Here is a 17,921-nt window from a genome sequence, read left to right as displayed (position 1 = left end):
AAATCGAATTGGTTTGCTCTCCTTAATCAGTTGCTTGCCACCCCAAATAACCAATTGACTAATAGGTTGATTATGGTATTATTGATACGAATTGTATCATTCGCAAGCTGCAGCTCCGATCAATTTTACACAGGTACATAATGAGAAGGGTGGCTATACCTTGAATGAAAGCGATGGAGATTAACAAACCAACTTGCAGCTTGTATCTGAAGATAGTAATGGAAAGGAGTTGGAAATGAGTCACGTCGTTCTCTACACAGTTGCATTCATGATTTCGTTATGCCTTGCGCTGACGCTTACCCCGCTGGTTATCAAGCTTGCCTACAAAGTCGGCGCGATCGATAAGCCGAATCACCGGAAAGTTCATACGAAAATCATGCCGCGTCTTGGCGGTTTGGGTATATATGGTGCATTTATCGGCGCTTATTCCGCCATGCAGCCGTTTATTCCGGAAGGTCTATTTCGAAGCTACGATAAAAACCTAATCAACGCCATGCTTACAGGCGGTTCTATGATCGTATTAATCGGCGTGTTGGATGACCGCTTCGAATTGTCGGCTAAGTTCAAACTGCTCGGTCAGATCGTCGCCGCATGCGTCGTCGTATTCGGCTTCGGCGTCAAAATCGAACTGCTGAACATCCCGTTCGGCGACGCCATCCATCCGGTCGCTTCGTGGCTCAGTATTCCGATTACAATCTTATGGATCGTCGGTGTAACCAATGCAATCAACCTAATCGACGGCTTGGACGGTTTGGCTGCAGGCGTATCGGCAATTGCGATCGGCACGATATTGGTTATGGCTGCCGTGATGGGCTTCGCACCGGTTATTTTGCTGAGTTTGTTGCTTCTGGGCGGCGTTATCGGCTTTCTGGTATACAACTTCCATCCGGCCAAGATATTCATGGGCGATACGGGGTCGTTGTTCTTAGGATTCGGACTGGCTACCCTGTCAATGCTCGGCTTTAAACAAGTCACAATGGTTTCGTTCGTTACGCCACTCTTGATTATCGGAGTCCCGCTCTCGGATACGTTCTTCGCGATCGTCCGCCGTTGGATCCACAAGAAACCAATCTTTGCTCCGGATAAGGGCCATCTCCACCACTGTCTGCGTGAGCTTGGCTTTAGCCACCGCCGAACGGTGCTGATCATTTATGCGATTGCGTCATTCTTCGGGATATGCGCGATTCTACAGTCAACGATCGTACAGTCGGAAGCAGCGAACTGGATTTCATTCGGCTTCATTCTGGTGGTCGCATTCTTCCTTCAAATTGGCGCCGAGCTTATTGGAATTGTCGATAAGTCCCGTCGGCCGCTCATCAGTTTCCTGCAGCGCTTGCTGCTTCGAACCGACAGTCGCGATCGAAATAACTTACCCCATTTGTAACCACGTAAAAGAAAGAATTTAGAATAAGATGGCTCCTGTTCTAATTAGGAGTCATCTCTTTTAATGTCCATTGATGTCGACTAGTCAAGGTTGTAGAATTCAAGATGATTAGACAGGGTTTTATGCCCTTGCAGGAATGGCTTTCGCAAGTTTTCTGCAGGTGTTATCCCAGCCTGATACCCTTATGCAACTAACTTAAACGCTTGTACATAAGTAAAGGAACGCTCTGAAACATGCAGAACGTTAAATCTCTGCAAAATGACCCGAATTAGGTCACTTTTGTAAGTGTCCATTTTTCGGGTCACAGTCCAGACGCGAACGAAGGTTTTCTTTTTATGCAGCGTAAACTAACAGACAAAGCTATTCGCATTAAGGCTTCAACGGTTGTTGATGCTCCTTGATAAAGCTTTGAATCCGCTGTCGCTCGGAATCGTCCACGATGTAATACAAGACGCCGTAGATGGTTTGGCCTTTGCCTTTTATCTCGACGAAATAAATCTTACCAAATCCGTCTGTATTTGCTGACAAAGCTTTTCATCTCGCTGAAACTCATATTTGTTCTGACGCTGTCTCCGACCTCGCCTAGAAGTATCTGCATACGGGCAATATTCGAAATATTCAACGAATGATGGATAATCCTTATAACGATTTCCGGCTGTCTCGCGTTCCTTCCCAAATCCCCCCGCGGATCCTCATGCCGAATGCTCGAGAATTGAAGCACTTCAGAACCGCTCATTTTCAAATGCGCTTTCTTTAATGCATGCCCCGAAATTCAAACACAGTCAGGTTGTCGCCCTCAACGCTTCCAAGCGTATGGATAATTTTACAAAATTATTCCATAAATACACTAATACTGTAATTAATAATCCAAGAATTGCTCCACGGTCTGAGTTGCCATCTCGATATTTCCGAAAGCATACGCATGATTGATCTTGTCCACCGTGGCATGCCCGACAATTTCCGTTCTTGAGTCCCACGGAACGTTAAAACATCAAAATCGTTTTTTTGGCTGGATTAACAGAAAGCACGATCATGGTGTCGGATCGGCCATGGTCATTCGCGCGATGGTCTATCCCTACCAGCGGCACGGTGAACGGCTCTTTATCTGACAGTTTCACCGGCGCTGACTTGAGCTTTACTTCAGGATAGGTGCTTGCATAAACCGGACGGATGATTGGCTCGAACATCGTAGTAGCCGTTTGCTTAACGGAATGATACTTATACCAAATGAATCCACCTGCAATCAAATATGCAAGTATGAAAAAAGCCCCCACCCCTAGCAAAATCTTTTTCAACTTGGTTCTTGGTTTCAAGAGTCATTCCCCTTACCGAATGAAAGACTGTTGATTGAGGAATGATACTATTTGTTTCACCATATCACGTAACCACCATGGATTTTCAAGCTATCATTTTGTCGTCAATACGCTAAAACCTGAAATTTAAAGGATTTATTTGAGATAACTCAAAAAAAATGTTGATACATTTTGTATCTAATATTATACTAAATATGAGTTATGACTATCACTGCATCGAAAGCCTTTAACTCGGACGAGATTGCCGAAGGAGGGTGAATGCCGGCAAAGCCCGGTCCGTCATAGCAACATACTTTATCCAGAAAGGTGTACACACCCGTGAAAAAAAACTTGATCCTGTTCTTGCTCGCTTTCATTTTCATCCTTCCGTTCGCCTCGACCGGTCTTGCCGCGGCCAAAGAAGACGCGTACGTCTCCGACTTGAGGTACGAAGCATCCAGTTTGACCTCGCACTCCGTCAACCTTGAATGGACGCCGAATCCCAATGCCGTGACGGTCACGCTGCACTACAAAAAAGCGGGCGGCTCTGAGCAAACGATTAATCTGGACGCTACCGCCGCCAAAGCAACGGTCCAAGGACTTGATGCTGCGACGACTTATCAGTTCGAGCTACGGGGCAGATGCGACACATGCCAAAATCTGTTCTCAAACAATTTGGAAGTGACTACTCCGCAGGTTTCATCTACCCCAACTTCGTCACCGTCTGCGTCGAATTTCAATTCGGAAGGCGTTGATAGAACCGACAGCGGGGTAACACTGGGCGAGGAAGCCTATTTGCTTCATAATTCCACTGACGCGGGAGGAAACAAAGTCGCGACCCTAACGCTCGACAAAGAAAAGCTGACTCAGGCATTCAGTTTGCTTGCCGGGAATAGTGATTCCGCCCAAACGGTCGTCCTCCCCTTCGAAGGTGACGACGACATCGTTCGGGTTCGCCTTCCGGCCGACGTTCTTGCTGCCAACACAAACCACAACGCAGTTATCTCCATCGTAACGAACACATCGGGCTACGATTTGCCTCTCGGTTCGCTCGATATCGCGAAAATCGTCGGCGACCTCGGGATGGATCTGAAGTCAACCTACATTACGATTACCATTAAGAAAGTCAACGGCGCCATAAAGGAAGAACTGTTGCAGAAAGCAGAAGCTCAAGGAATTTCCTTGCTTGGCGATGCTTATGAATTCGAAATCACGGTAGAAGATTTAGACAAATCCGCTCCTTTCAACGATTTCGGCACTACTTATGTGACCAAATCAATCGTCGTTAACGCGCCGCTCAACGGCAGCGCTTCTACCACCGTTTATGATCCCAAAACCGGTGCTTTCGTCTTTGTACCCGGTTTCCGGAAAGACGGCCAAGACCAAATAAGATTTCAAATGAAACGCGCAGGCAACAGTATCTATGCCGTCGTGGCATCCAAAAAGAGTTTTGCGGATCTCGAACAACATTGGGCAAAAACGGATATCGAGCTTCTTGCATCGAAGCTGCTGCTCAAGGGAGTGTCGATCGATAAATTTGAGCCTAACGCGGAAATTACGCGGGCCGAATTCGTCGTGATGCTCGTTCGAGCCCTAGGGCTATCACCCGGCCCAACCGACGCCTCGTTCTCGGACGTTACAGCCGATAATTGGTATTCGGATGCTATCGGCACTGCTGTGCGGGCGGGATTAATCAAAGGTTTCGAAGATAGTACGTTTAAACCGAATGCGCCGATAACAAGATTGCAAATGGTCACCATTATTGCAAACGCGTTCGGTCTCACAGAAAAATCGCTCGACATCACCGGTAAAGAAGCCGCTATGTTGAACCGGTTCAGCGATCGCGCTTCCATTCCGAAAATAGCGGAAAATGCCACGTGTCAGGTGCTGCTTGCCGGTATACTAAAGGGCAACGTGAACGGCACGTTCAATCCGAAAGGCAGCGCGACTCGCGCCGAGGCAGCTGTGATGCTCCATCGCTTTCTAGTCTTCGCAGCATTGATTGAGGAGTAAGAGATATGTGATCTTATTCACGTTCAAGAAGATCGCTCCAATCTTGCGCACAGGCAAGATTAGGGCGATCTTTTGCATGTTCTTAACTTTAGGGCGATTATGGATGAGAATTAAGAGAAATACGATAGAAACGCCTCATTTTTTGAATGCAATACGGTATTTCGGTAAATAATGGTTATATTCGATACGTTTTGTAACTTTGAATGCATTTGTAAGCGTTTCGTATTAATATGTTGATAGATCTGGTTAGGAGGAGTAGTATGAACATAGGCAACCGCATAGCTAATTTGAGAGATAGACGAGGATGGACGCAAGAACAAACCGCCGTCATGCTCGGCATTTCCAGAGCAGCTTTATCTCATTACGAGAAAAACCGCAGGGAGCCCGATACCGACACGCTATCCAAATTCGCCGATTTGTTTAACGTCTCCGTGGATTATCTGGTCGGCAGAACGGCCGTGCAGGACAACAAGCTGAGCACGCCAGAACGCGAGTTTGTCGATCAGCTGGAGCTGGCGGACGACGAGTTGCTGAACAAGTTCGATTTGATGATCGACGGCCGGAAGCTGACGCCTGAGGAAGCCCGCCGATTCATTGCCTTCGTCCGGGCGGAACGCTTGATGAATTAAAGAGCTAATATGGTTATTTGAACATTTTGCAAGCCATCGCGCTCTTGACCTGCCTCCTCATCGGACGCAAGCATTCTCTTTCCATCGTATTCAACGCAGCATTAAGCTTAATCAAGGCCTCCGTTTGTATACGCAAAATGATCAAATAAACATATTAAATAAAAATAGGACGGTCAGGAATAGTCCTGACCGTCCATTAACATGCGCATCAAGAGCCGTACGGTTCCGATGCGTATGTCGTTTTTTCGCTTATGAAATTTACGAATACGCGACTTCCTGCTGCCTTATCAGCACGGGCGCACGGCCGATGCTGAAATAATTGAAGCCGTTCTGCTGCATCGTTTCGTTCGTGAAACAGTTTCTACCATCCACGATGATCGGTTGGCCGAGAAGCTGATGGACGCGCTTGAAATCCATTTGCTTGATCTCATCCCAATCGGTCAAAATGACGCAGGCATCCGCATGCTTGACCGTATCGTAAAGGTCCGTGCCGAACTCTACCTGCTCCGGCAAATGCCGGCTGGCTTCCAGCATCGAAACCGGGTCGTAAGCCCTTACGGATGCTCCGTTTCCGATAAGCAGCGGAATGAGATCGAGCGACGGCGCATACCGCAAATCATCCGTCGCGGGCTTGAAGCTGAGCCCCAGAACCGCGATATTCTTCCCTTCCAGATCCTTCAATGCCGCTTGTAATTTGTCCATGATCACGAGACGCTGGCTATTATTGACCCCGATGACGGAATTGATGATGCGAAAATCGTAATTGCAAGCGGACGCCAGATAACGCAGTGCCTCCGTGTCCTTCGGAAAGCAAGAACCCCCGTAGCCGATGCCCGCTTGTAGGAATTTGGAACCGATCCGACTGTCGAGCCCTACACCGATGGACACCTGCGAAACATCCGCTCCCAATCGTTCGCAAAGATTCGCGATTTCGTTGATAAACGAAATTTTCGTGGCCAAGAAGGCGTTCGCCGCGTATTTGATCATTTCGGCGCTTTCCAGATCCGTTTGGAACACGGTCGTATTGAACGGTTTGTGCAATTCCGCGATGATGTCGCTGGCTTTTTGCGAAGTCGAGCCAATGATCGCGCGTTCCATATTCATGCAATCCGCAATCGCCGTTCCTTCGCGCAGAAACTCGGGATTCGAAACGACGTCGAATGCGATCGATGGATCCGGACGGTTGCCTTCGATAATCTCCGCGATCATGCGGCCTGTTCCGACCGGAACCGTACTCTTGGTTACGACGACTTTATAGTTGTTCAGGTTTTGCCCAATCGTTTGGGCAACTGCTTTTACGTATGTCAGGTCGGCCTCTCCTGTGGACGACATCGGCGTGCCGACCGCGATGAAAACGATGTCGGAGGCTTGAATGGCACCGTTAATATCGGTCGTGAAGACAAGGCGGTTTGCTTCCCGGTTCGAAGCAATGAGCTCGCCAAGGCCGGGCTCATAAATCGGAATGATACCTTTGTTCAGCTTTTCGATCTTGATTGGATCGATGTCGCAGCAGACGACTTCATTGCCGATTTCGGCAAAGCAAGTGCCCGATACAAGTCCAACGTAACCAGTTCCAATTACCGCTACCTTATTCATTGATGCCTGCCCCCTTGGATACTCATTTCGGTCTCGTACTTCCCGCATAAGTAATCTAAAACGTCTTGGCGAAGCTCGTTGCGTTGAAGGGCGAAATCGATGGTGGCTTTAATAAAGCCGAGCTTGTCGCCCACATCGTAACGCTTCCCCTGGAAATTATACGCGAGAACCTGTTGGCGCTCGTTTATCTTCTGGATGCCGTCGGTCAATTGGATCTCGCCGCCGGTCGAGGGCTCCAACTCTCCCAAGATATCGAAGATTTCGGGCCGGAGCACGTATCTACCCATAATGGCGTAATTGGAAGGAGCCGATTGCTTATTCGGCTTCTCGATTAAATTCGCGACGCGGATGACGTTAGGGGCAATCTCCAAACCGTTAGGATCAATGACGCCGTACTTCGGCAAATCCTCGTCCGGTACCGACTGCACGCCTACGACCGAAGAATCGAAATGGTTATAAATTTGAATCAACTGTTTGAGGCAAGGAACTTCCGATTGGACGATATCGTCGCCGAGCAGGACGGCGAACGGTTCGTTGCCAATGAATTTACGCGCGCACCAGATCGCATGGCCAAGTCCCTTCGTTTCGCCTTGACGGACGTAATGGATATGTGCGAGCTGACTAATGCGACGAATTGTATCAAGCTCGGCATGCTTATGCTTTGCCGCAAGGGTTTCTTCAAGCTCGCTGGATTTATCGAAGTGATCTTCTATCGCTCTCTTGCCGCGGCCGCTTACGATTATGATGTCTTCTATGCCCGAGGCGGCTGCTTCCTCAATGATGTACTGAATGGTAGGCTTATCGACAATTGGAAGCATTTCCTTGGGTTGGGCTTTCGTAGCGGGTAAAAATCGTGTCCCTAGCCCGGCTGCCGGTATAATCGCTTTTTTGACTTTCATGTTAAGAGCCTCCCCTTCTTGATTGCGCAATCATTGCTCGTTCTGCCCAATGCTTTCGACCTGGCGATTGTCGGCATGCAGCCCCAATCCCGGCATTTTCGTCAAAATCGGCTTCCGTCCAACCGTCATAAGTTCCCTGTAGTAGGAATGAATACGGCGAACGACCAATTCTTCCGTAAACGAACGCTCGATGACGTAACGTCCTTCGCGCCCGAACCGATGTCGTAGAAATTCATCGCGAAGAAGGCGCTGCAGGGACTGAGCAATTGTGCCCCCGTCCGGATAAGGCGTCAACAGCCCCGTCACCTCGTGCTTGACCAGCTCGCGCGTTCCGAGCACGTCCGTCGCCACGACCGGTTTGCCGTAGGCCATCGCTTCCATCAGAATTCGCGGAATGCCTTCCTTCTCAGAGGTCAGCACCACGATGTCGCAAAGCTCGATATAAGCATAAATGTCCAATTGATGACCGATAATGATGACCTGTTCTTCCAAGCTGTAAGCCTTTATTTTTTCTCTGACGCTCTGCTCCAACTCGCCCCTGCCGGCAAGCAGGCACACGAACGATTCGCCAGCCTGCTTCAAGCGATGCAGCCCGTCAAGAAGCAAATCGTGGTTCTTGACCTTCTCGAATCGTGCCCCCACTAGCATGACCGGAACGGACGGCTTGATTCCCCATTGGTCTCGCAGCGCTTGAAGACGAGATAGCGTGATCGTTTGGCGATGTTGGTCCAGCGCTTCCAGGTCCACGCCGTTTCCTTCGTAATACACATTTTTTCGTCTGGCGATCGCCTTCACTTTATCGATGTCCTCGAAATTTTGCGAAGCGATCGCATGGCAAAACAGCGCTCCCACGCGTTCCATCCATCTGTACAGCTTGTTTTTCTTGGCGCTCTGCCCCTCGAAGAACGGAAGGCCGTGCGTCGTATGGACGACCACTGGCGTCCGGCTGAGCCATCCCGCAATGCGCCCGACGACGCCGGCCTTTGCGTTATGGGTATGTATGATGTCGTAACGCTCCCGCCTGAACAGCATCGCGTACCGGATTATGGAGAGCAGATCGGCGATCGGAGCGATTTCCCGTTTCATGTGCAGGAAGCGAACCTCCAGGTTCTTGCCTTTCAGCAGTTCGGGATTATAGCCTTCCTTGTCGGATATGAGATGAATGTTATAACCCATTGCCTGCATCAACGCCAACTTATCAACCATGATCTTATGACTGAGCGCGGTTGTGCAAACATGCCCTACTTTCATATCATACCCCTCCCAGAACTAAATCAGCATTATACGTCCGATACCACGAGATGAATCTCCCGAGCCCCTCCTCAATGGATGTAACGGGCTTGAACCCCACGGCCTGCTCGATCGCCCTCGTATCGGCGAACGTTTCAACGACGTCGCCGTCCTGCATCGGAAGCAGCTCTTTCATCGCGTCCACGCCCAGCAAGTTCTCTAGCGTTTCGACGAAACGGAGCAACTCGACTGGCTGGTTGTTGCCGATATTGTAAACCTTGTACGGGGCGTAGCTGCTCGAAGAGTTAGGAAATTCCGGACGCCACGAGTCATCCGGCGATGCTGGCTGGTCCATCAGCCTGACGATGCCTTCCACGATGTCGTCTATATACGTAAAGTCGCGGCGCATGCGTCCATGGTTAAACAATTTGATCGGTTCGCCGCGAACTATCTTCTCCGTGAACGAGTAATACGCCATATCCGGCCGTCCCCAAGGGCCGTAAACGGTAAAGAACCGCAGTCCCGTCGTCGGCAAGTTATACAGATGGCTGTAAGTATGAGCCATCAATTCATTCGCTTTCTTCGTTGCCGCGTAGAGACTGACGGGATGGTCGACGGCGTCGGATTCCGAGAACGGCATCTTCACATTCGCCCCGTACACCGAGCTTGAGGAAGCATAGAGCAAGTGGGGCACTTCCGTTTGGCGGCAGCCTTCGAGTACGGAAGTGAATCCCGCGAGATTCGACTGCACGTAAGCATGCGGATTCTCCAAACTGTAGCGGACGCCGGCTTGTGCCGCCAAATGAATCACCCGTTCGAACTCTTCGAACCTAAAGAGTTTTAATACGGCCACGGCATCTTCAAGCTGGCCTTCAACGAAACGGAATTTCTCGTACGTTTCTAGCATTGAAAGTCTTGCTAACTTCAGCTTTACGTCATAATAGGCATTCAGATTATCGAAGCCTACCACCTCATGCCCTTCGTCAAGCAGCCGCTTGGAGACATGGAATCCGATAAATCCGGCAGCGCCGGTAACGATGACTTTCATATTTCCCCTCCGCTCCAAATGTATATCTATCCATACCAATACTTGGTTGTTTACATATTGTATCAAGTAAGACTATTACTCTATTATTACTGGAGGTCATAAGCATGAGCACTGTTTCTTGGGTCAATGTCAAAGATTACGGCGCTGTCGGCGATGGCGTCACGGATGACATCAAAGCCATCCAAAAAGCCATCGACAACGGCACGAACGCCGTCGTATACATGCCGGCAGGTACGTACGCGATTACCGATTCTATTCGCATCAACAACCCGCTAACGCTGATGGGCGACGGAAAAATCGCGACCGTCATCAGCATGAAGGCGCAAGCGAAAGACGGGATCAAGATCACGAATGCCGCGAATGTAACCGTTACCTCGCTGCAGGTGCGCGACATCGTCAATCCCGGCGACGCCGAGAGCCATGCCATCATTCTGAGCAATGCGACCAACGCGACGATCGAACACTGCCGCTTTCAGAACTCGGACGACACGAGCATTCGAGTAGGCTATAACGATAAAGGCGTTAGCACCTCCTGCAGAGTGTTGTTCAACGACATCGAGAATACAACGGGCGGTTCAGGCATCGAAATCATCAAAGCCGACGACACGATCATTATGGGCAATCGCGTCAACAACAGCTTCCAGCACGGCATCCGGCTCGACGGTGCCTTACGCGCCACGGCGATCGGCAACATCCTCTCCAACAACGGCTTCAGCGATATTTCGCTGCAAAGCTTCAGCGACGGCAAAGGCAATGTCACCAAGCTGACGGAAGACTGCGTCGTGCAGGGCAACCAATGCGCCGGCGGCGGCCAAGCGAACGGCATTACCGTATTCAACTCGGTGCGCGACTGCTTGGTGAACGGCAACCTGATCCAGAACAACATTCGCGGCATTTACGTCTACGACCCCGACGATAACGGCAACTCCGATACCCAGTTCACTGACAACCGGATCATCAACTGCGAGACCGGCGTCGATATCCGGGGCAGAAATTCGAACCTGGTCTTCCGCGGTAACGTGCTGTCGAACATGGTGACGGACACGATCGCGTCTCCGACTTCATACGGCTTTTTCGTCGACGCCAAGAACAAGAAAATCGCGGACATCGTAATGGAAAACAACGTCGTTACGGGCACACTGGCCGATGGCTCCAAGAATCAAGCGGCAGCCCGGTTTAAGAACCTGACGGACGACAGCAGCATTTACTTCAAATACAATTCGATAGGAATCGGAACCCCCCCAAAGGACGGACCGATCATCATTGACGATCACAATGGCGTCGTCTTCACGAAGCTCGGTACGCTCGAAACGAACACGATCATGAAGCCGTAACGTCATTCGTAAGGTAGTAGCGTATTCGTATCGGTTCCGTTCATTTGATTCGAGAACGTCCCGCTTCCGTCGAACAGGAAGTACCGGTCATCTTGCGAGCGGCTTAGCCGCATCGTATTGTTTCGAAAAAACACGCGTGCTTTGTCCGCAAGCTTCGTCATGCCGATCGCTACCTGAAACCTGCCGTTTGCGTCCAGTTTGTTCGTGATGTCGTTGTTCTCGATCGTTAAATCCAGCGTTTTGCCGTAACCTTCGATCTGGAACGCGTAAGCATACTGCGTCGAATCCGGGCTTTTTTGAAAATCGGAAATCGTATTTTGCCGGAACGCAAGCCTCCGCTCGCTTCCGCGAATGTAGACGCCCGTACCGTTGTTCGTCACGGTGTTGCCGAGAAAGACGATATCCCGGTTGCCATAGCCGTTCGAATCGTAAATTTTCAGTCCAATGAGGTTGTTATCGAAAACATTGTCCGATACGGTCCCGTTCTCCGCCGAGTTAAACACGGTCAACCCCGAATTCTTGCCGTCCCCGCGGCAGTAATTATTATTGACCATGAAGTTCGTAACCGGGTGAGTGACAACCTCGTTGGCACCGAAGCCTTGAATCGAAATCTCCGAAAATTTGCTGGCATACGTTCGGTTGGCAACGACCACCGGGCCGGACGCGCCGCATAAGCGGATGCCGTGCTGGAAGCTATCTCTAACCGAGCAGCCTTGGACTAAGGTATCCGCCGCCCTAATCACTTCAATTCCAGATCCGCGATTCGTCTTCTCCACATCGCAGTAGAGCAGCTTACAGCCCTTGGACACCGAATTCCGACCGTATCCGACCCGAATGCCAGAATCATCGCTATTATAAATGCGGCAATGCTCGACGACGGCATTCTTGGCATCGCGAAGATGGATGCCCGTATTTTCTCCGCCTTTCGTATTTTTGACGTCCCGAACTTGGAGCTGGGAAATAAAGACATCGGACGTTTCGGTTACCAGAATGCCGTCGACGTTGACGGCCTTCATACGAATGATCGAAGCGTTCATGCCCGCGCCGATCAATGAAAGCGGACTCGAAATTTTCAATGTTTGTGTCACCACATAGGTGCCTTCCGGAAAATAGACGGCCCCCTTTCGTTTCGAAGCGGCTTGAATCGCGGCTTTGATCGCATTCGTGTCGTCTTTTTTGTTGTCTCCCTCGGCTCCGTAGTTTTTGACATTAATCCAGTCGGCCACCTCTGCGGCGGGAATGGCTCTTGCCATCGGCTCCGTCGGTACGGGAGCCAGCGCCGAGCTCTCCTCGGCCGAAGTACCGAACATTCGGTTCAGCCATTTAACGCCGGTAGCGTTCGCGAGCAAGTAACCGGCTACCAGCGAGCCGGTCGCAGCTAGAAAAGCTCTTCTGTTCATCCGTTTCGGGCTTTCATCCAGTTCGCGCTTCCCCAAGGTTTATCAATACTCCTTTGCGCCTCAATAACGAATCATACAGTTCTACGGTTTGCTCCAACGTGCGCTCCAGGGTGAATCTTTCCTTGACCGTAACCAATGCGCGGTTCCCCATCTGACTGCGGTCCAGCGAACTAAGCGCGGCCAATTTCAGCAGCCCCGCTGTCATTGCCGCAGGATTGTCCGGCGCTACCACGTACCCCGTCTCCCCGTCATCGACGAGCTCGGCGACGCCACCTGTTTGTGTCGCCACGACCGGCTTGCCGGAAGCCATCGCTTCCAGAACCACGTTCGGAAACCCCTCCCAATTCGAGGAAAGCACGAAAGCGTCTGACATGTGCAACAACTGCGGTATATCTTGACGAACACCCAAGCATCGGACATGCCCTTGAAGTCCCAGCTCGGTGACCCGAGCTTCGATTCGGGGTCTGAGCTTGCCGTCGCCTGCGATCACGAGCGTGCTGTCGGGATAGTCCCGCACGACGCTCGCGAAGCTTTCCAGCAAGCCTAGATGGTTTTTCTGTTCGACCATTCTCCCCACTGTTATGTAAACGAAATGCCGTGCCGGAATGCCTAGCTCTCCGCGGAGGTGCGACAGCGTCTCCGAAGGCGGCGGCGCGAATCTGCCCATTTCGACGCCATTGTACAAAATCTGCAGCTGCTGTTTCGAAACAGCCCCCTGTTTGACCTGTCGCTCACCCGCCGCTTTGCAAACCGCCGTTACGCAATCTGCCATGTGCTTGGTTACGCCAAGCAGCCGTTCCCGCAAACGTCCGCCGATATTTTCGTTTCGGATGGACGAGATGATGATCGGAACGCGAGCCAATCTTCCGAAGATGCGGCTGGAGAAATCGGCATGGAACATATAAGCATGCACGATGTGCGGCTTTTCCTTCCTCATCAGCCGGAAAAGCGAGAATAGTTTCACCCATGACAGCTGGCCTTCGATACCGATCTCGATGACTTTAATTCCGTTGTCCCGCAGTCTCGCGGCGAGTTGGCCCCCTTTCTGGAGCGAAATGACAACCGTTTCAAACCGTTCCCGGCTTAAGCTCGTTGCCGTCTGGAAGAGCATCATTTCCGCCCCTCCGGTATGCAGTCCGGATATGACCTTGAACAGCTTTATTTTGTCGGCTTGCATCTGACTTCACCCGCCCCTTGTTTGTTTTCTTCTGATAGGAATGAACGCCGTAAAGGATGGCCAGCGTACCCGCCATCAGCGTGAATGAGGCGGAGAACGCCATTTCAGGATCCGCGTACATCACCCTGAACGCGAAGAAGTTGATCCAGGCAACCCGGAATACGATGCTGATCATTTCCTTCATGTCGCTGAACAACCGGTCGAACAAAGCCAACACTGCGCCGAAGGCCGTCCCGGCAACCATGACCCCGGCAATGCCCATGCTGAGGAACCCGAACGATACCAGGTCGATCGGAACCGTACCGGAAGCGCCGAACTGTTGCGTGTTGATAAACGAGATCGTTTCGGGCAGCTTCATCGGAAACAAGTTGTCTGGCATCAGGTACATCCAGCTGTACGCGATGTCGCTGAACCAATGGAAGCCCGCTAGTTCGGGATAGACGGAGATAACGTTCGCAAGCGATGCGATCGGGAAAGCAAACTCCGCGAAAACCATTGCGAACACGTTCGTCGTATTCTCGGAAACCGTCGATACGCGTTGCGTCAGTCCCTCCGGATAGAGGAAATAGTTGAACAACTGCTTGCCGAACAGCACCATGAGAATAAAAAAGGCCCCGAAGCCGACGATTGTCCGAATCTTGATCTTCCCTTTGTAGAGCATTTGCGCGACCGGGAATGTAATCAGATAGGAGATCAAGCCCATCCGGCCGGCTTTATGAAACAACAGCATCATCGATAAGACGAACATAGCCGCGAAACACAAGGCAGCCACGCGGCGGATCGATACGCTTCTGCCTTGTTTCATCAACGCGTAGAACATATACGAGGCGATGAGCAGGAAGGGACTAACGTTCTTCAGGAACGCAAATGGCGAGTTGAAGACGTTCCCTCCCCCCCTAAGCAGGATGGCGTTTTGGAACAGACTCCCGAAACCGCCGATGGACTGCGTATAGACGAGAAAGCTGAACGTGCCCACGGCGCCGGTCATCGCCGCAATCAGGAACAACTGCTTATCCGGAAGTTTAAACGTCAGTTTCGCGGCCGGTTTCATTGCGCGCGACTCGCGCTTTAAGGACAGCTTTTGCGTGAAACCATAGCCGAACAACACGCAAAAATAGCAGCCAAGACTGAGCAGCGACGCCCAAAAGTAGACGCCCGAGTCGAAGTCGTATTTGCCGAGCCATGCCCAGTTGGGCAAACTCTGAATATCGAACGAGATCAAGAAGATCGGAGAAACACAAAAAGACAAAAAATAAATGATATGAAAACCAAGCAAAAAGTCGACCGGTCCGTGCTTGCGCTTCCGGCACGTTTCGACGATGCTGATGATGCCCCCGATCAGCAGCGCGATCGGGATTGAATAATACCCCATGTGCGGTCATCTCCTTACTCATTCGGCGGTTCGATCTCCTTACACTTCGAGCAGCAACCGCCGGTACTCGTTGGAGATACGCTCGATATTGAAATGCGCAGCCCGGCTCTTCTGCCTATCGGCGCAAGCAGCCGCGTCCTGCCGGGATAAGGAGCGCGCTATAGCCGACGCCAATTCAGCCTCGCCCCCGACCGGAACGATCGCGCCGTATTTGCCGCCGTCCAGAACATCGTCGACGCCGATACAATCGGTTGATACAATTTGTATCCCAACGGCCAGAGCTTCAAGCAGTACGTTAGGCATACCCTCCCATCGTGACGACAGGACGAATAAATCGGCTTTGGCCACATACGCGAACGGATTGGATGCGAAGCCGTGAAAATCGACTTTGTCCGTTAATCCCAGCCGGTCTCTGAGCCCTTCGAGTTTTGCACGCTCTTTGCCTTCTCCGAGCACGATCAAACGGCACGGCAGCTGTTGCTGCACGAGCGCGAATGCCCGCAAGAGCACGTCGTAGTTTTTTTGCTCCACGAGTCGACCGACGCTAATGCAAACCGGTAGCTGTTTATCCGTGATCCAGGCGTGCTCCGCTTGTTGGCTCGCCCGCTTGTTTACTTCTTCCGTCACGACCGGATTGTGGATAATCGTTACTTTACCGGCAGGAAGGCGGGAAAAGCGGATTAAATCTTCGGCCATCCCCGAAGACAAAGCAATGATCCGATCCGCTCTCGGATACAGAATTCTGTACAACCACTTCATGAAACGCCCTTTCGAATTAGCCGGAATCGCGAAGCTTGGCGCGTTCGCTTCCCGCAAAACGAGCTTCGGCTTCTTCCGCAAGAACGGCCGAATGAGGAGCAGCAAGAGATTTAAGTGACCGAGCGTGGACAAAACGACATCTGGCTGGATCCGGTTTATCTCCCTGGTCAATTTAAAGATGCTGTGTCGCACTCTTCTCGTGTTCAAATCGATCGCCTCGACGTCATCCGGCAGTTGACTGACATAGGGTCCCTCCAGCTTAAGCGCGATGAAGGAAAGCTCGACGCCGCTTCGGCTCATATGCTTTAGCAGATTGATAATGACCCTTTCAGCACCGCCTCCCCGAAGCGAAGGCGCAATGAACAGTACGCTTTTCATTCCCCTGCACCCCCGATTCAGCTCTACTGGCTTGGATACTATAACGCCACCTTCGAAATCGTGTACCGATATTTGCCGGAAGCGGACGTATCGATGTGCGCGACGGTTTTGAAGTCCACGTCACACTCCTCGCCCATTGATTTGCGAATGTCGTTTACGACTTGATCAAGCATCTTCCTGTTTGCCGCGAGATCCCGCTCTCCGCCCTCGCTTACGATCGTGATCACGATCCGATCGACGTCCTCCTGAACGACCTGGTAGCGTTCGACCCAGTCAAGCGAAAAGAGCAGCTGCGTGAAAAGGGAACCATGAATCCGCGTCCCGTTGGAAGTGATGAAGGAATCGCTCTCGCGGCCGAAAATTTCCTTCAGCAACCGGTGCGGTCTTCCGCAAGAGCAAGGCTGCTCCGACCAAACCGCCATGTCGCCGATCCGGTATCGAATGAGCGGCATCGCGTAGTTGGAAAGGGAGGTTACGACGATGTGCCCCGCTTCGCCTGGCGCAACCGGCTTGCCTTCGTCGTCGACGAGCTCCACGTAATGCATTAATTCGGAAACGTGAAGTCCTTCATGGCGATCGCACTCGCACGCCATGTCGCCGACCTCTCTCGAACCATACCGATTGAATACTTTCGTACGGAAGGTAGATTCGATCGTTTCTCGCATTTCGGCGCGCAATACCCCCGCTGTTGTCATAATGCCGCCGGGAGCGTGGACTTTTAATCCTTTCTTCTGAATGAAGCGGGCCAACTCATATATGCTTTCGACGTAACTCAAGATTTGCTTGGGCTTGAAGCGGTTTATGATCTGGACATAGTCGGACATTAGTTTTTCTGACATTTCATAGGCATTCAGCCAGACTTCCCCGCGCAACCATCTGCCCGTGTACGTTCGCCATGTTTCTTTGCCGACGAGCAAGTCCCTGACGGACCCCCATAGACGAATTTGCTTATCGCCGACGGCCCTTCCGCTCCATTCGTCGAACAACATTTTATTCCCCTGCGACCAGTCTTTATAGATTTGATCCTGCGCGAAACGTGCAGGTACTCCCGTTGAACCGCCCGAGGTGTTTACCGTCCAGTCGCGCGTATCCAAATCATCCGATAACAGCTGTTTATATTGCTGCTGGAGAATCGACTTATCCATCAACGGAATCTGGGCGAAACGTTCGTAGTCGATGCGTCCATTCGCTACGACGATGTCATTCATTTGGCGCATATCGCTGTAATAGGGCACGTTGCGCTGCGCAAACTGCAGCAAATGGGCAAGTCTTCCGTCGCGTTCCTTCCAGAACCTCTCAGGGTCTGCCCATTGCATCGCTCGCAGATATTCGAGTTTATCCGCGATTTGACGATGGTGGCGATGCTTCAGGTTCAGCATTTTCCGTTTTAATTCCAATGTAAGCATGGAC

15 protein-coding genes and 1 pseudogene are annotated in these 17,921 nt (G+C 51.2%); 4 read left to right on the top strand and 12 right to left on the bottom strand.

Annotation, left to right across the window (positions count from 1 at the left end):
* Positions 1-235: 235 nt before the first annotated feature.
* Entirely contained in the window at positions 236-1,384 is a 1,149-nt protein-coding gene (locus tag KXU80_RS25030; protein ID WP_219835814.1) for a glycosyltransferase family 4 protein, read from the top strand.
* 369 nt (positions 1,385-1,753) lie between these two features.
* Here KXU80_RS25030 and KXU80_RS25025 read toward each other — a convergent pair whose 3' ends face one another.
* The 3 genes and pseudogenes from KXU80_RS25025 to KXU80_RS25015 form a co-directional block, all read right to left on the bottom strand.
* On the bottom strand, positions 1,754-1,912 hold the full coding sequence (locus KXU80_RS25025; protein WP_219839285.1) for a hypothetical protein: 159 nt from the start codon (positions 1,910-1,912) through the stop codon (positions 1,754-1,756).
* Positions 1,884-2,324: pseudogene (locus tag KXU80_RS28565) on the bottom strand (LCP family protein). The gene KXU80_RS25025 and the pseudogene KXU80_RS28565 overlap by 29 nt, the downstream one beginning before the upstream one ends.
* Before the next feature lie 43 nt (positions 2,325-2,367).
* Positions 2,368-2,697 (bottom strand): LCP family glycopolymer transferase, encoded by a 330-nt coding sequence (locus tag KXU80_RS25015; RefSeq protein ID WP_219835812.1) that lies wholly within the window; start codon positions 2,695-2,697, stop codon positions 2,368-2,370.
* A 318-nt stretch (positions 2,698-3,015) separates the two neighbouring features.
* On the opposite strand from KXU80_RS25015, the gene KXU80_RS25010 reads away from it, so the two are divergent.
* Entirely contained in the window at positions 3,016-4,689 is a 1,674-nt protein-coding gene (locus KXU80_RS25010; protein ID WP_219835811.1) for an S-layer homology domain-containing protein, read from the top strand.
* A 260-nt stretch (positions 4,690-4,949) separates the two neighbouring features.
* Positions 4,950-5,318, top strand: coding sequence for a helix-turn-helix domain-containing protein (locus KXU80_RS25005; protein ID WP_219835810.1), 369 nt, complete (start codon positions 4,950-4,952; stop codon positions 5,316-5,318).
* A gap of 258 nt (positions 5,319-5,576) precedes the next feature.
* Here the strand turns inward: KXU80_RS25005 and KXU80_RS25000 are convergent, their stop codons facing one another.
* Genes KXU80_RS25000 through KXU80_RS24985 form a run of 4 tightly spaced genes read right to left on the bottom strand, consistent with a single transcriptional unit; the run spans position 5,577 to position 10,091 of the window.
* Positions 5,577-6,914 carry a UDP-glucose 6-dehydrogenase TuaD gene (locus KXU80_RS25000; RefSeq protein WP_219835809.1) on the bottom strand — a complete coding sequence of 446 codons (1,338 nt, stop codon included), beginning with the start codon at positions 6,912-6,914 and terminating at the stop codon, positions 5,577-5,579.
* A complete protein-coding gene (gene galU / locus KXU80_RS24995; protein WP_219835808.1) occupies positions 6,911-7,813 on the bottom strand; it encodes a UTP--glucose-1-phosphate uridylyltransferase GalU in 903 nt (300 codons plus the stop codon). Before galU ends, KXU80_RS25000 begins: the two co-directional genes overlap by 4 nt.
* Before the next feature lie 30 nt (positions 7,814-7,843).
* A complete protein-coding gene (locus KXU80_RS24990) occupies positions 7,844-9,064 on the bottom strand; it encodes a glycosyltransferase family 4 protein (protein WP_219835807.1) in 1,221 nt (406 codons plus the stop codon).
* A gap of 1 nt (position 9,065) precedes the next feature.
* Positions 9,066-10,091, bottom strand: coding sequence for an NAD-dependent epimerase (locus KXU80_RS24985; RefSeq protein ID WP_219835806.1), 1,026 nt, complete (start codon positions 10,089-10,091; stop codon positions 9,066-9,068).
* 104 nt (positions 10,092-10,195) lie between these two features.
* Here KXU80_RS24985 and KXU80_RS24980 point away from each other — a divergent pair, with 104 nt between their 5' ends.
* The gene (locus KXU80_RS24980) at positions 10,196-11,425 is read left to right on the top strand and encodes a right-handed parallel beta-helix repeat-containing protein (RefSeq protein WP_219835805.1); all 1,230 of its coding nucleotides are present in this window, start codon (positions 10,196-10,198) and stop codon (positions 11,423-11,425) included.
* A gap of 2 nt (positions 11,426-11,427) precedes the next feature.
* On the opposite strand, the gene KXU80_RS24975 is transcribed toward KXU80_RS24980, so the two are convergent.
* From KXU80_RS24975 to KXU80_RS24955, 5 genes are read right to left on the bottom strand one after another with little or no spacing between them, the layout of a single operon-like run.
* On the bottom strand, positions 11,428-12,861 hold the full coding sequence (locus tag KXU80_RS24975) for a right-handed parallel beta-helix repeat-containing protein (protein WP_219835804.1): 1,434 nt from the start codon (positions 12,859-12,861) through the stop codon (positions 11,428-11,430).
* Entirely contained in the window at positions 12,839-13,939 is a 1,101-nt protein-coding gene (locus KXU80_RS24970; protein WP_219835803.1) for a glycosyltransferase, read from the bottom strand. The genes KXU80_RS24975 and KXU80_RS24970 overlap by 23 nt, the downstream gene beginning before the upstream one ends.
* Positions 13,893-15,374, bottom strand: coding sequence for a hypothetical protein (locus KXU80_RS24965; protein ID WP_219835802.1), 1,482 nt, complete (start codon positions 15,372-15,374; stop codon positions 13,893-13,895). The genes KXU80_RS24970 and KXU80_RS24965 overlap by 47 nt, the downstream gene beginning before the upstream one ends.
* A 39-nt stretch (positions 15,375-15,413) precedes the next feature.
* Entirely contained in the window at positions 15,414-16,511 is a 1,098-nt protein-coding gene (locus KXU80_RS24960; RefSeq protein WP_219835801.1) for a glycosyltransferase, read from the bottom strand.
* Between the two features lie 38 nt (positions 16,512-16,549).
* Complete coding sequence (locus tag KXU80_RS24955) at positions 16,550-17,917, bottom strand: phenylacetate--CoA ligase family protein (protein WP_219835800.1); 1,368 nt, start codon at positions 17,915-17,917, stop codon at positions 16,550-16,552.
* Positions 17,918-17,921 lie beyond the last annotated feature (4 nt).

Source organism: Paenibacillus sp. R14(2021), assembly GCF_019431355.1.
Classification (GTDB): Bacteria; Bacillota; Bacilli; order Paenibacillales; family Paenibacillaceae; genus Paenibacillus_Z.
Note: the sequence above shows the minus strand (reverse complement) of the source record. Positions and strands in the feature narration are given on the sequence as shown.